Source organism: Flavobacterium aquidurense (assembly GCF_002217195.1).
GTDB classification, from domain to species: Bacteria; Bacteroidota; Bacteroidia; order Flavobacteriales; family Flavobacteriaceae; genus Flavobacterium; species Flavobacterium frigidimaris.
The window spans coordinates 11,176-25,178 of sequence record NZ_MUGR01000026.1 but is presented as its reverse complement, the minus strand read 5'-3'; the positions used below and the strand labels follow the sequence as shown (position 1 = coordinate 25,178).

At 36.6% G+C, this 14,003-nt stretch carries 11 protein-coding genes; 4 read left to right on the top strand and 7 right to left on the bottom strand.

The features are described from left to right. Positions 1 to 79: 79 nt before the first annotated feature. Together B0A67_RS14090 and B0A67_RS14085 are read right to left on the bottom strand one after the other, a co-directional pair. The gene (locus B0A67_RS14090; protein ID WP_072954129.1) at positions 80 to 3,232 is read right to left on the bottom strand and encodes an efflux RND transporter permease subunit; all 3,153 of its coding nucleotides are present in this window, start codon (positions 3,230 to 3,232) and stop codon (positions 80 to 82) included. 97 nt (positions 3,233 to 3,329) lie between these two features. Then, the gene (locus B0A67_RS14085; protein ID WP_242670965.1) at positions 3,330 to 3,653 is read right to left on the bottom strand and encodes a DUF6660 family protein; all 324 of its coding nucleotides are present in this window, start codon (positions 3,651 to 3,653) and stop codon (positions 3,330 to 3,332) included. Positions 3,654 to 3,970: 317 nt separating this feature from the next. Here B0A67_RS14085 and B0A67_RS25285 point away from each other — a divergent pair, with 317 nt between their 5' ends. From B0A67_RS25285 to B0A67_RS14075, 3 genes are all read left to right on the top strand, one after another. Further along, on the top strand, positions 3,971 to 4,093 hold the full coding sequence (locus B0A67_RS25285; protein ID WP_262494738.1) for a hypothetical protein: 123 nt from the start codon (positions 3,971 to 3,973) through the stop codon (positions 4,091 to 4,093). 386 nt (positions 4,094 to 4,479) lie between these two features. Beyond that, positions 4,480 to 5,091 carry a hypothetical protein gene (locus B0A67_RS25210; RefSeq protein ID WP_242670964.1) on the top strand — a complete coding sequence of 204 codons (612 nt, stop codon included), beginning with the start codon at positions 4,480 to 4,482 and terminating at the stop codon, positions 5,089 to 5,091. Positions 5,092 to 5,101: 10 nt separating this feature from the next. After that, positions 5,102 to 5,872 (top strand): porin family protein, encoded by a 771-nt coding sequence (locus tag B0A67_RS14075; RefSeq protein ID WP_072954132.1) that lies wholly within the window; start codon positions 5,102 to 5,104, stop codon positions 5,870 to 5,872. Positions 5,873 to 5,876: 4 nt separating this feature from the next. Here the strand turns inward: B0A67_RS14075 and B0A67_RS14070 are convergent, their stop codons facing one another. The 5 genes from B0A67_RS14070 to B0A67_RS14050 form a co-directional block, all read right to left on the bottom strand. After that, positions 5,877 to 6,461, bottom strand: a complete 585-nt coding sequence (locus B0A67_RS14070; RefSeq protein ID WP_072954134.1) for a chemotaxis protein CheB — start codon at positions 6,459 to 6,461, stop codon at positions 5,877 to 5,879. Continuing rightward, positions 6,443 to 7,252, bottom strand: coding sequence for a CheR family methyltransferase (locus B0A67_RS14065; protein ID WP_072954137.1), 810 nt, complete (start codon positions 7,250 to 7,252; stop codon positions 6,443 to 6,445). Before B0A67_RS14065 ends, B0A67_RS14070 begins: the two co-directional genes overlap by 19 nt. 7 nt (positions 7,253 to 7,259) lie before the next feature. After that, a complete protein-coding gene (locus tag B0A67_RS14060) occupies positions 7,260 to 7,625 on the bottom strand; it encodes a response regulator (protein ID WP_072954139.1) in 366 nt (121 codons plus the stop codon). A 221-nt stretch (positions 7,626 to 7,846) separates the two neighbouring features. After that, on the bottom strand, positions 7,847 to 11,416 hold the full coding sequence (locus B0A67_RS14055; RefSeq protein ID WP_072954142.1) for a response regulator: 3,570 nt from the start codon (positions 11,414 to 11,416) through the stop codon (positions 7,847 to 7,849). A gap of 15 nt (positions 11,417 to 11,431) precedes the next feature. Then, on the bottom strand, positions 11,432 to 12,646 hold the full coding sequence (locus tag B0A67_RS14050) for a hybrid sensor histidine kinase/response regulator (RefSeq protein WP_072954145.1): 1,215 nt from the start codon (positions 12,644 to 12,646) through the stop codon (positions 11,432 to 11,434). A gap of 300 nt (positions 12,647 to 12,946) precedes the next feature. Here B0A67_RS14050 and B0A67_RS14045 point away from each other — a divergent pair, with 300 nt between their 5' ends. Next, on the top strand, positions 12,947 to 13,795 hold the full coding sequence (locus B0A67_RS14045) for an SDR family oxidoreductase (protein WP_072954148.1): 849 nt from the start codon (positions 12,947 to 12,949) through the stop codon (positions 13,793 to 13,795). Positions 13,796 to 14,003: the final 208 nt, after the last annotated feature.

Below are 14,003 nucleotides of genomic sequence, written 5' to 3'. Positions count from 1 at the left end.
CACGCAGATTCTGCAGATTTTAGCCGATTTAATTTCATAAAGTTCTATGGATTAAAATCTGCGTGAAACAAAATCTTTTTTAATCATCATTGCGTTCTTCGCGTATATCTTCGCGCTCTTTGGTGTTGTTTTTTTTCTCCAATAGCAAATACAAAATCGGTAAAACGATTAAAGTCAATAAAGTTGCAGTGAATAGTCCTCCAATAACCACAGTTGCCAAAGGTTTTTGCACCTCTGCTCCTCCGCTAGTGGATAATGCCATCGGCAAAAATCCTAAAGACGCAACGGCTGCAGTCATTAAAACGGGACGTAACCTTGTTCTGGTTCCTATAAGAACCCTTTCGAGCGGATCTAATATTCCTTCTTTTTTGAGCTGATTGAAATACGATATTAATACGATTCCGTTTAAAACGGCAATTCCAAACAAAGCAATAAAACCAATTCCTGCCGAAATACTAAACGGCATTCCGCGCATCCAGAGTGCAAAAACACCGCCGATGGCTGACAACGGAATGGCTGTAAAAATCAATCCGGCCTGTTTGAAACTTTTAAAGGTGAAATAAAGTAAAACCAGTATTAATCCCAAAGCGATCGGCAATGCTACCGAAAGTCGCTTGGTCGCCTCAATCAGGTTCTCAAACTGACCGCCATAGGTTACATAATAGCCTGCAGGAAGTTTGAAATCTTTGTCTAATTTTTGCTGAATTTCCTCCACAACACTTTTTATGTCCCGGCCACGAACATTTAATCCAATTGTAATTCTTCGTTTTCCATCTTCACGGGTTACCTGTACGGGACCTTGCTCGTAATCTACAGTCGCAACCTGCGAAAGCGGTACCTGCTGGCCATTTGGCAACGGAATAAATAAATTGCTTACATCTGTAATATCAGCGCGATGTTCTTCATTCATTCTCACTACAACATCAAATCGTTTACTCTCGTCGTAGATTTTTCCGGCACTTTCTCCGGCAAATGAAGAACGGATAATCTGGTTGATATCAGAAATATTCAATCCGTATAAAGCAATTTTATTATAATCATATTTGATGGTAATCTGAGGTAATCCCGTTACTTTATCCGCTTTTAAATCACCAATTCCTTCGATACTTTTAATTCTCGAAATTAACTCTGTCGCTTTAGCATCCAGAATTTCCAGATCATCACCAAAAATTTTAATCGCAATATCGCTTCGGCTTCCGGTCATCAATTCATTAAAACGCATCTGAATAGGCTGTGAAATCTCAATATTGGCACCTGGGATTACTTCCATTTCCTCTTTCATGGCATTAGCCAATTCTTCCCAGTTGCGGTATTTTTTGCCCCATTCTTTTTTGTCTTTCAGTACAATAATCAAATCCCCGCTTTCAATTGGCATTGGATCTGTCGGGATTTCACCGCTTCCTATTTTAGTGACAATAGTTTTAATCTCCGGAAATTTTGCTTTTAATATTTGTTCGTATTTAGTAGTCGTTTCAATCATCTGTGTCAGCGAACTTCCGGTCATAATCGTAGCATTTATTGCTAAATCGCCTTCTTCGATTGTTGGGATAAATTCTCCTCCCATACTATTAAAAACAACCAATCCAAATGCAAATAAACCAAGCGCTATTGCCAGAACGGTCTTTTTAAACTGTAATGCTTTCTCTAAAAATGGCGCATATACTGACTCTAACCAAGCCATCATTCTGTCGCTGAAATTTTCTTTATGCTTTGTATTTTTAGATAAAAACAAAGCACTCATCATTGGCACATAAGTAAGGGAAAGTACAAAAGCTCCTGCAATAGCAAAACCAACGGTCATTGCCATAGGTTTAAACATTTTACCTTCAGTACCTACCAATGCGAGAATGGGCAGATAAACGATCAGGATGATAATTTCTCCAAAGGCAGCACTATTTCTAATTTTCGAAGCCGAATTATAGACTTCGACATCCATTTCGATTTGGGTTAAGTCTTTCTTTCGTTTGAGTTTTTGTAAATGATGCATTGTGGCTTCAACAATAATCACGGCACCGTCAACAATAATCCCAAAGTCGATTGCTCCTAAACTCATCAGGTTGCCGCTTACGCCAAAGGCATTCATCAGAATAACGGCAAAAAGCATCGCCAGCGGAATGACGGAGGCTACAATTAAACCGGCACGAAGATTTCCCAGAAATAAAATCAGTACAAAAATCACGATCAATGCACCTTCTAATAAGTTCTTAGTAACGGTTCCCATTGCATTATCTACTAATTTACCTCTGTCGATAAAAGCTTCAGCAACCACGCCTTCAGGCAAACTTTTATTGATCTGAATCATTCGCTCTTTGATTCTGTCTACAACGGCGCTTGAGTTTTCGCCTTTTAACATCAACACCATTCCGGAAACAATTTCTCCTTTTCCGTCTTTGGTCGATGCGCCGTAACGCAACGCTACACCTTCACGAACCTCAGCAACATCCCGAACTAAAACAGGGGAACCATTTCGGTTTTTAACCACCACATTTCCTAAATCCTTTGTGCCTTTTGCCATTCCAACGCCACGTATAAAATACGCATACTGGTCTTTTTCAATATACGCACCACCCGTATTTTGATTGTTTTTTTCTAAAGCATCAAAAATTTCGGTAATCGTAACGCCCAGACTATTCAGTTTATTTGGGTTTACGGCAATTTCGTATTGTTTCAATTTCCCGCCCCAGGTACTCACATCTGCCACGCCTTTGACACCTTGCAATTGCGGAATAATAATCCAATCCTGAATCGTTCTTAGTTTTACAGCATCGTATTTGTTTTCATACCCTTTTTTGGCATAAACATCATATTGGTAAATCTCACCTAATCCTGTTGAAATTGGCGCTAATTCAGGTGAACCGGCATAAGCGGGAATGTTTTCCTCGGCTTGTTTCAAGCGTTGAAAAATCTGCTCTCTTGCCCAGTAAATATCAACATCATCTTCGAAAACAACGGTGACAACCGATAATCCGAAACGCGAAATACTGCGGAGTTCTATAATATCCGGAACTGTTTTTACCGCCTGCTCTAACGGATAGGTAATCAATTGCTCGACTTCCTGACTTGCCAGAGTTGGCGCCGCCGTAATGATCTGCACCTGATTATTGGTAATATCAGGCAAAGCATCTAATGGCAGTTTTTTAAGGGAATAGCTTCCCCAAGCTATTAATATAAGGGTAAATAGTAGTATAACGAACTTGTTCTTTATACTAAACTGTATTATTTTATCTAACATTTTTAATGGTATAATGACGTGAGAAATTAGACATGGTATGTCTATTAAATACTGTGGAAAACCCACAACTCTCTATCCCGAACCTAATCGGGCATCATTATGCTATTTGGGGCGGCTGCCAGATACTCCCGAAGAAATTGGAAGTGACAACTGAAGTATAATCAGGTAACTGAATTGAAATAATAGAATAAGACACGGGAAAATCAAAACTTAATGAAGTTTGGTACGTCAATACCTGAGCTCCGCAGCAATTACAAGCGCAGAACGGGGAACATAAATCGTTTTGTTTGTCGTGTGAATGATTTGCCTCAGAAGAAAATTGGGCAATTTTGTGAGCAGCACTGTTCACTTCCATATCTGCACAAGGCATATTTGAAAGTGCCATTAAATAAAGTGATAATATAACAGTTATCCATTTCACGACGTAAAAATACTATTTATTTCAATTCAAACTCCAATAATTAATAAATCATCATGGCAAAAAAGGGTTAATTCTTTAAAATCTGATTGCGTTTCGTTTAAATAAAAAATTGCGTTTCTTAAAAAAATATGGTTACCGATAAAAAATTTTAGTTAACTTTAACAATAATTAACATATGTTTTGAGTTCATCCTTTTAAGCCGAAAAAATATATTCCTCTACAAACCAAAAACATACATATATAGTCCTTTAATAATACCATTAGTACATATTTCTTTTACGCAGTTCTATTAATTAACAATTATAAACACGAAATCAATGAAATGTAATACACTACTATTAGCCTTATTATTATTCTTTAGTATACAAATTTTCGGGCAGGTCTACACCGAAAAAATCGTAGGAGCAAAAAATCAGGAATTAAAAGACAGCCTTGCATAGAAAAATACCCGTATGCTTTACCAATTTGGGGAGAAAAAGTAGCTCAAAAAGGCTATAAATTACCTTATTCTGCAGGACTCTCTATAAACTACTTTTGGCAGGATTCTCAAATCAATATTACAGACTTACAAGTAGGCTTTAATAATGGTCCCTTATATAATTTAGATGAAATTGTTCGTTTTGATAAATCGTCTGTTGAAGTTGGAGCTCTTACGATCAGACCGGACATTTGGCTGCTTCCTTTTTTAAATGTCTACGGAATTTTTGGAAAATCAAATCCAACTACTAAAATAAATGCAGGAATATGGATTCCTGATGCCGATAATAACTGGTCGCAAGTAGCCAGTTTTAATACCAAAGCCAATTTTAGCGCTACAACATTTGGATTGGGATTAACACCTACTATTGGTATTGGCGGAGGCTGGCTGGCACTGGATATGAATATGTCCTGGAGCGATGTTAGTGCGCTGGACAAACCTGCTTTCTCTTATATTTTTGGACCAAGGTTAGGTAAAACTTTTAAGCTTCGAAAACCCGAAAGAAATATTGCGGTTTGGGTAGGTGGTTTTAGAGTACATATTGAAGGAAATACGAAAGGAAACATTTCGCTCTCTGATGTCTTAAATCTTGACAATGCACAACAAAAAGTAGATGACGGATTGACAAAAGTATCTGAAAACCAAACAAAAGTGGATACCTGGTGGGACGGATTAACTCCTTCTCAACAAAAAAGCCCTGCCAATGTTGCCAAGCACAATACTGCAAACAGGGCGCTGGAATCAGCCGGAACATTCCTGACGACATTAGATGGTGCTTTGAGCACGGCAGAATCATCAACGGTACAGTATTCGTTACATAAAGCACCTAAGGATATGTGGAATTTTATTGTAGGATCTCAATTTCAATATAACAAGCATATTATGTTTCGAGTAGAAGCTGGATTTTTAGGAACCCGTACACAATATTTGGGCGGGCTTCAGTATCGTTTTGGACTTTAAACCCGATCATATGAAAAAAGGTTTATTATTACTTATTGCATTGTTTTGTATGGCTCCTGCGCACTCTCAAGTTTTAATTTCCTTAATTTTTGGAGACAAACTTAATTCTCCTTTTCTGGAGTTTGGCCTTGAAGGCGGTGTGAATTTTTCTACTATTACTGATCTGGAAAGTTCGGGAACAAATCCCGGCTTTAATCTTGGTTTTTATTTTGATTTTCGATCGAAACAAAATCCGGCATGGATGATTAATACGGGAGTAATTGTAAAATCTCCGATGGGCGCACACGGAATTCCGGTGTATTCACTAAACGATACCAATCTCGACAATACTTTTGCCGGAGGAAGTGTCAACCGTGAAATAAGATATTTCAATGTTCCTATTTTGATCAAATATCAGTTTAAGAATAATATCTATCTGAAAACCGGACCTCAGTTTGGCTTATTGGCCAAAGCGTTTGATGAGTTTACCAAGGAAGTAAATAAAGATGATGTTGTTTATAAAAAGAATATCCGCGATCAGATCCGCGTGATTGATGCCGGAATCGCTCTTGGCGCAGGGTATCATATGAATATTGGAAATGGTCTGAACGTAACTGTTCAGTATTATTACGGATTGGTTCCTGTAATGAAAGGAGACGGCCCAAATGTCTACAACAGATCTTTGTACGTCACTGCAGGGCTCCCAATTGGAAAAGGTAAAGCAGCACAAAGAAGGGCGGACAAAGAAGCTGAACTCAACAAAATTGTTCTTCCAGAAGATGAAATGAAACCTGAAAAATAAATTCTTACGTATTGATCGTACTAATAAATTTCAGGATCTCGTTATTATCCAAAACAAAATCTGGCTGGGTATTCAAAATAGCATTATGGGGCATAAAAGGCATATCAGCAGCAAGCGGATTTTGAACTACGATAGTTCCTCCGGCGGCCTGAATTGTTTTTAAACCGTAAGTTCCATCTGTATTTGAACCGGACAATAAAATTCCGACTAATGATTCTCCGTAAATTTCTGCTGCAGATTCAAAAGAAACATCGATACTGGGACGGCTGTAATTTATTTTTTCTGAAATATCGAGCGAAAGTGTCTCGTTTTTTTCGAATAACAAGTGATAATTGGATGGCGCTACATAAACAAAACCCGGTAAAAGAGGCACCTTATCCTCTACAGGTTTTACTGAAACACTTGATTTTAAAGCAATCAGTTCTTCGAGAGTCTGATCGTCTGTACTTTTTCTGTGTACCACAATTACAATTGCAAAACCTTTTAATTCCGGCAATTCCGGCAAGATTTGCATCAAAGCATTCAAACTTCCTGCAGATCCTCCTATTATAACGACTTTACAGCCTGATATTATTTTACTTTCCTCCATATTTTTTCTTTATCCAGCTGTTTGTATTTGTTGGGAGTAACCGAATATTTAATAGTTTCTTTTGTTCCCAATGCTAAAAATCCTAAAACGGCCAGACTTTCATCGAATAAATTAATAACTCTTTTTTGGAGATCGTTATCAAAATAAATTAAAACGTTCCGACACAATATCATATCAAACTCATTGAATGATGTATCTGAAACTAAATTATGCTGTGAGAAAACCATCTTTTCAGCTAATTCTTCATTAAACTTGGCAATACCGTAATTTGCAATGTAATAATTCGAAAAATCTTCCTGTCCGCCAGCGTCACGATAATTTTCTGAGTATTCTTTCATCATCCGCAAAGGAAAAATTCCTTTTTTGGCTGTTTCTAATACGGTCGAATTAATATCTGTGGCATAAATTAATGATTTATGCAGTAAACCGGCTTCTTTTAGCATAATGGCCATCGAATATACTTCTTCGCCTGTAGAACAGCCAGCATGCCACAATCTGATGAAGGGTTTTGTACCTAATAAGGGTAAAATTTCATTTCGTACAACAGCATAAAATGAAGGATCTCGAAACATTTCAGTTACATTAACCGTGATCTCATCAACCATTCTTTTATAGTACTCCGGATCATAACGAACCCTGGAAAGAAATTCATGAAAATGAGTAAATCCATCTAAATGCATTACCCTGTTGACACGTCTTTTTAATGAAGCTCTCGAATAGCTGCCAAAATCAAAACCATAATACTCATAAACCTCATTAATAAGCGTTTCTAACTCGATATCCTCAATCATAATCCCCTCAAATTTTGCCTAAAATTAGCAGTAATTTATCTACATCAACCGGTTTTGAAATATACGCATCTGCCCCGGCCTCCAAACATTTTTCTTTGTCGCCTATCATTGCCTGAGCCGTTACCGCCACAATAAAAGCCGATCTTCTGTTGGGAAGTGCTTTTATAAGCGGAATTGCATCATAACCATCCATTTCCGGCATCATCATATCAATCAAAATCCCATCAATAACTTCATCCGAACTTAGTATTCTTAAAGCTTCTTCGGCACTTAAACAAGACAAACAATCAAATGATTTTGCACGCAAAGTGTGTTCTAAAGCAAAAATATTTCTAGAATCGTCATCAATAATCAAAAGTCTTTTTTTATTCATTTCGTCTACTTTTTAATTTGGTTTGTTTTTTCGCCACTAATTCCAGGAATTATTTTTTTACTATTTGTACAGTTTATTTTTTTGCAACTGCCGATAGCTATCGGGATTCAGAGGTTAAAAAGGATTTTTAGATTTAATCTGTAACCAAACTTCTTTCCTCTATAATCCTTCCTCTATACTCTTTTCTCTTTTCTCTTCCTTCTCTTCCTTCTCTTCCTTCTCTAAATCTTATCATACAACCACACTCGCAATAACGAAAGCAGCTGATCGATATCTACTGGTTTGGTTATATAATCTGAGGCTCCGGCTTTGATACATTTTTCACGGTCACCTGTCATGGCTTTGGCTGTTACGGCAATAACCGGTAAATTTAGAAATTTAGGGTTGGCGCGTATTTTTTCAGCCGTTTCATAACCGTCCATATTAGGCATCATCATGTCTAATAAAACGATATCAGTATCAGGATGTTCTGCCAGTATCTTGATCGCCTCTTTACCATCAAAAGCAGTAATTACATTCATTTTAAAAACTTCAAGCGCTTTTGTCAGCGAATATATATTACGAACATCATCGTCTACAATCAATACCTTTTTCTCATGAAGGATATTGTTTAGTAAATTTAGCTTTTTATAGCTTTCTTTCTTATCATTTCCTTCTTTTTTATCTTCAACTAAATGAAGGAATAACGAAACCTCGTCAAGCATTCTTTGATACGAATGTGCTGTTTTGACAATAATAGAATCGGCATATTTTTTAATTTTCACTTCTTCTTTCATCGATAAACTTTTTCCTGTAAAAACAATTACAGGCAAGTTTTCTAATCCCGGAGATTTTTTTACTCCGTCGAGAATCTGATACGCATGTTTGTCCGGAATTCCCATATCGAGAATCACGCAATCCACTTCTGTTTTATTTAAGGCGTCAAGTCCTTGCGAAACCTCGCTTTTTATCTCTGAATTTATATTATAGGTTTCTAAGAAATAAGCCAGTGCTTTTGCATGTTTCGGATTGTCCTCAATAATTAAAACCTTTTGTGCTTCTTTATTTATAATGTGTTCAATTCGTAAAAACACATCCGGAATTTTCTCGAAAGCCACCGGTTTGTCTAAGAAATCTACGGCACCTTTGAGCAGACTTTCCTGTTTTAATTTATGCGATGACATAATATGTACCGGAATATGTTTGGTTTCGCTGTGATTTTTTAATTCTTCCAGCACTTCCCAGCCGCTTTTTATTGGCAGCTCAATGTCTAATAAAACGCCAACCGGCTTATACAATAAAGTAAAGTTTAAAGCATAATCCCCACGAACCGAAACAACTCCTTTATATCCTTTTTTTCTTGTAAAAGTCAAAAGGGATTTCGCAAAATTAATGTCATCCTCAACAATCAGGATTACTTTATCTGTTGGTAAAATCGAATTTCTGTCGTCTTCAATCTCATCGGGAATCGTAGCGCTTAAATATTTATTTTTTACCGGAGCTTTTTCTGTTTCTTCTACTTCTGTAAATTCTGTTGGCGGAATTCTCTCTACATTAATTTTATGAATAGCGGATCCAAAAACCGGAAGACACAATGTAAACGTACTTCCCTCCTGCACTTTACTATGCAGGATTATTTCGCCGCGAAGTAATTTTGCCAATTCTCTGCTGATCGATAATCCTAAACCGGTTCCTCCATATTTACGTTTTGTCGAACCATCTGCTTGTTGGAATGCTTCGAAAACCAAAGGTTGTTTCTCTAACGGAATTCCGATTCCGGTATCTTTTACAATAAAGCAAATGATTTTATCATCGTCTTCATTAATTTTAATTTCTAAGCTTACTGTTCCTTTTTCTGTAAATTTAATCGCATTCGAAATCAGGTTTTTCAAGATTTGCTCCAGACGCATTTTGTCGGTTTTGATCACAATTGGCGCATCTTTTGAAAGAATTTCAAACTTAATTCCTTTTTCTTTTGCCACCTGATTGAACAAATTCCATAAAGTATCTGTAATTTCTTTAGTAGAAACATCTAAAAATTCAAGCTCCATTTTACCGGCTTCAATTTTAGATAAATCCAGAATTTCATCGATTAATCCTAACAAACTGTTCCCGGAACTCTGAATCACTTTAGCAAATTCAATTTCTTCCTCGACCATGCTTTTGTTATTATTCTCAGATAACAAACGGCTTAAAAGTAAAATTGAATTCAGAGGCGTTCTCAATTCGTGCGACATATTTGCCAAAAACTCTGACTTATAACGCGTTGTTAGTTCTAATGCTTCAGATTTCTTTTGAATTTCGTTGTTTTTTTCTTCCAATAAGACACTTCTTTCAGACAGCTCTTCGTTGGTTTGCTCCAACTCTTCCTGTTGTACTCTCAGTTCTTCTTCAGAAGCCTGCAATTTTTCTGTTTGTGCTTCTAATTCAGCGTTAATTGCTTCCAGTTCGCTGTGTTGTACTTGTAATTCTTCAGATTGAGATTTGGTTTCTTCTAATAATTCTAAAACTCTTTTTCTGTTCTGAGTCGACTTAATGGCAATTCCGATGTTGTTGGAAACGCTTTTCAAAAATTCTAAATGCAAGTCCGAAAATCCGTAAATACTCGCCAGTTCAATCGCTCCCTCAACTCTTGTATCCAATAAGGGAATCGCAACAATATGTGTTGGTTTTATCTGGCCTAAAGCATAATTAATCTGAATATCATCCGGAGATAAAGCTTTTAATTGCAGAATTTTTCCCGAAACAATTGCCTGACCAATTAAACCTTCGCCTTTTTGAATTCGCTCGCGGTTTTTGCTTGGGATATAACTGTAACCTCCGGCAACATAAAGTTCATTTTCTTCCAGAACATACAAAACCCCGGCGCTGCTATTCGTATACTGACACACAAATTCGATAACATCTTTTGATAATTTCTGCAGTGATTTGTCGCCTAACATTACATTGTTTAGACTGGCAATACCTGTTTGAAGCCACTCTTTTTGAGATAATAAATCGAAAGAACTCTTTAACGAAATTCCCATACTATTCAAGGATTCTCCCACGCTTCCTAATGCATCAGCCTTAGTATCGTCTACACGAATGTCGTAATTTCCGTTCGAAATATTACTGGCGATAGAGCTTATCGCTTCGATTCTTTGAGCAGTCTCGCGATCTTTTTTCTCTAATTCAGCCTGAAGTAAAGCACGTTCATTAAAATCTTTTAAAATTCTGATTAAAAATACAATCGAAATTATAAAGGCAATTACAAAAGCAACAATAATCAGAATGATACTGTACTTACCGTAACGCTCTGAGTTATCGTTGCGCTCTTTTAGAAGATTTTGTTCTGTGTTTTCAATTTTCTTAATTTGCCCGCGCAAATCATTCATCATATTTCTCCCCTCAGTGAGATCAAATGTCGCAGCATTTTTTCCGAGACGTTTTTTTACGATTTGGTTGTTCAGGTATTTAAAAAAATTAGAACGAAGGGTTTTTAATTCGTTTAACTGTGTTTGCTGGGCCGGATTATCAAGCGTCAGTTCTGATACTTTTTCAAAATAACTATTCGATTTTACTTCGGCGTCATTGTACCTTGTTATAAATTGTTCGTCACCTGTGATCAAATAACCACGCATACTGGTTTGAGCTTCCGTAATTATAGCAGAACCTTCGTTCAGATTATAAATGACATCCTGAGTGTGGTTGACCCAGAAATTACTGTTCAATAAGCTTTTTATACTCAGAAATGAAGCCGTAGAACTGACCGTTAAAACCAGTAACGAAATCAGTGAACTTATCAATAAATTTCTTTTAAAGTTATTCTTCATGTTTTTTGGTTATAATTATTCGTATTTTAAAGGAAGAACAATAATAAAACTTGCGCCCTTGCCTACCTGACTTTTTGCTGTGATTAATCCGTTATGTTTTTCTATGATTTTTTTGGCAATCGCCAATCCAATTCCCGTTCCTTCGTAAGACTGACGGTCATTGAGACTCTGAAAAATAATGAATATCCGGTCCAGATAAATTTCATCAAAACCAATTCCGTTGTCTTTTACCGTAATTCTGCAAAATTTACCTTCCGCAGCAACAGGACTGTCAAAAGATTTATCGGCAATTAATTCAGAGGTAATTTCAATCAACGGATGTTGAGAGTTTCCGGAGAACTTGAGTGCATTTCCTATCAAATTTTGAAAAACCTGCCTCAGCTGACTCGGAATACTATCTATTGTTGGGAGTTCATTTGTTTTTATCGTGGCATTCTTTCTTTCGATCAGATAATCAAAATCCGAAAGCACTTCCTGCAAAACCACATTCAGATCTGTTAGTTCAGGTTTTACCTGTGATGACAATCTTGAGTAGGCCAATAAATCTGTAATTAAAGTCTGCATTCTTTCTGCTGATTTAATTGTACGATTTACATAATCAACTGCTTTTACATCGTCTGCGAGATAAAGTTCTTTGATGATTTTTATAAAAATCTGGATTTTTCGGATGGGTTCATTTAAATCGTGCGAAACTACCCAGGAGAATTGCTGCAGTTCGTGATTTTTCATCTCTAATTCTTCATTTTTCAAAACCAGTTCCTTGGTTCTTTCAGCGATTTTAATTTCGAGATTATCCTGTGCTTCTTTCCTTATTAGAATTTCTTTAGAAAGAAGTTCTTTTATTCCTTTTAATTCCCTTTGCTGTTCGTAGATTTTAAGAAAGGTTTTCACCTTTAACATCAGCAAATCAGTATCAACGGGTTTGGTAATATATTCGACAGCACCGGTTTCATATCCTTTAAAAATATATTTCTTTTCGATGTTTAGTGCAGAGAGAAAGATAACGGGAATGTCTTTAGTGCGTTTATTACCGGATAGAATTTTTACTACTTCAAAACCATCAAGTCCCGGCATCTGGACATCCATAATGATCAGGCAATAATCTGTTTTCAGGATTTTTTTCAGGGCCTCTTCACCGGATTCGGCCGTATCCACATCAATATCATGTAGTTCTAATGTTTTCTTCAAAGCAATAATATTTGCCTTTATATCGTCTACGATTAATACCATACTGTATTGGGGGAGTAAAGTTCTATGAATAAATTTGTTTTTAATTTGAAAATCGCTTCGAAAAATACTATTTAAAATAGCTGATTCTATTTTTAAATAACGTCAGTCAAACCTTCAAATTTATAAAAAAAAAGTATGCGTGCCTTTTAATTGAAATGCAAATTAGTTACATAATTCCCATGTTTGCTATTCGAATTCTGTAACTGTTTTATTGAGGCAATCTTAAATCTCTTTCGGTTAATGTTTTATCTCTCACTTAACTATTTTAGAGTCAGCTTAATTACTATAAATTCAAGTATTATGAAAAAGACAAAGACATTTCCGGAACAAAAGCAAAATCTTCCGGGTAACGAATATAAAATGAATCCGGAACCTGAAATTATAAGAGAAAATTATGTTGGAAGCGGAAAACTTCTGGGAAAAGTGGCTTTTATAACCGGTGGCGACAGCGGTATTGGTCGCAGCGTCGCTGTTCATTTTGCGAGAGAAGGCGCCAATATTGCTATCGTTTACCTAAAGGAAGATAAAGACGCACTGGCAACTAAAGAACTCATTGAGAAAGAAGGCCGACAATGCCTGATTATTAGCGGAGATTTGAAGGATGAGAAATTTTGCAAAAGCGCAGTAAAAAAGTGCCACACTTTATTCAAAAAGATCAATATTGTAGTCAATAATGCAGCCGTACAATTCCCTCAAAATGAACTCGAGAAGATAACTGCAGCACAGCTTCACAAGACCTTCGAAACGAATATCTATCCTTACTTTTATATTACAAAAGCAGCATTACCCTTTTTAAAAGAAGGCGATACTATTATTAATACGAGCTCTGTTACAGCTTATCGCGGCAGTGAACATCTTGCTGATTATGCCAGTACAAAAGGAGCGATCGTTAGTTTTACCAGATCCTTATCTACGATGCTTGCCAAGAAAAAAATACGTGTAAATGGGGTTGCTCCGGGACCAATCTGGACGCCGTTGATTGTAGCGAGTTTTGATACATTATCTGATTTCGGAAAAGACAATCCGATGGGAAGAGCCGGCCAGCCCTCAGAAGTTGCTCCTGCTTATGTATTTCTCGCCTGCGAAGACAGCAGTTATATTACGGGACAATTTATTCATGTTAATGGCGGCGAAATGATTGGGGGATAGCTTTTTTTTAAAGGTTCTGAGACACTGAGATGCTAAGGTTCTAAGGTTTTTAAAGAACTATGTATCGATTAAATCTCGCAATCCCGATAGTGATCGGGAGCAAAGTCGCAAACTTGTATTCATGAATTTACATAAGATTATTTAAGATTTGAAATTAAAAAACCTTGTGCCTTAGCACCCCCGTAGCAAAAAAACTCAGAAACTTAGC

What these genes read in the sequence shown, in the direction of transcription:
- B0A67_RS25285 (WP_262494738.1), top strand. Translation starts at nt 3,971, where the DNA reads ATGAAATGTAATACACTACTATTAGCCTTATTATTATTCTTTAGTATA.
- B0A67_RS14050 (WP_072954145.1), bottom strand. Translation starts at nt 12,646, where the DNA reads ATGGTATTAATCGTAGACGATATAAAGGCAAATATTATTGCTTTGAAG.
- B0A67_RS14060 (WP_072954139.1), bottom strand. Translation starts at nt 7,625, where the DNA reads ATGAATAAAAAAAGACTTTTGATTATTGATGACGATTCTAGAAATATT.
- B0A67_RS14070 (WP_072954134.1), bottom strand. Translation starts at nt 6,461, where the DNA reads ATGGAGGAAAGTAAAATAATATCAGGCTGTAAAGTCGTTATAATAGGA.
- B0A67_RS14065 (WP_072954137.1), bottom strand. Translation starts at nt 7,252, where the DNA reads ATGATTGAGGATATCGAGTTAGAAACGCTTATTAATGAGGTTTATGAG.
- B0A67_RS14055 (WP_072954142.1), bottom strand. Translation starts at nt 11,416, where the DNA reads ATGAAGAATAACTTTAAAAGAAATTTATTGATAAGTTCACTGATTTCG.
- B0A67_RS14090 (WP_072954129.1), bottom strand. Translation starts at nt 3,232, where the DNA reads ATGTTAGATAAAATAATACAGTTTAGTATAAAGAACAAGTTCGTTATA.
- B0A67_RS14045 (WP_072954148.1), top strand. Translation starts at nt 12,947, where the DNA reads ATGAAAAAGACAAAGACATTTCCGGAACAAAAGCAAAATCTTCCGGGT.
- B0A67_RS14075 (WP_072954132.1), top strand. Translation starts at nt 5,102, where the DNA reads ATGAAAAAAGGTTTATTATTACTTATTGCATTGTTTTGTATGGCTCCT.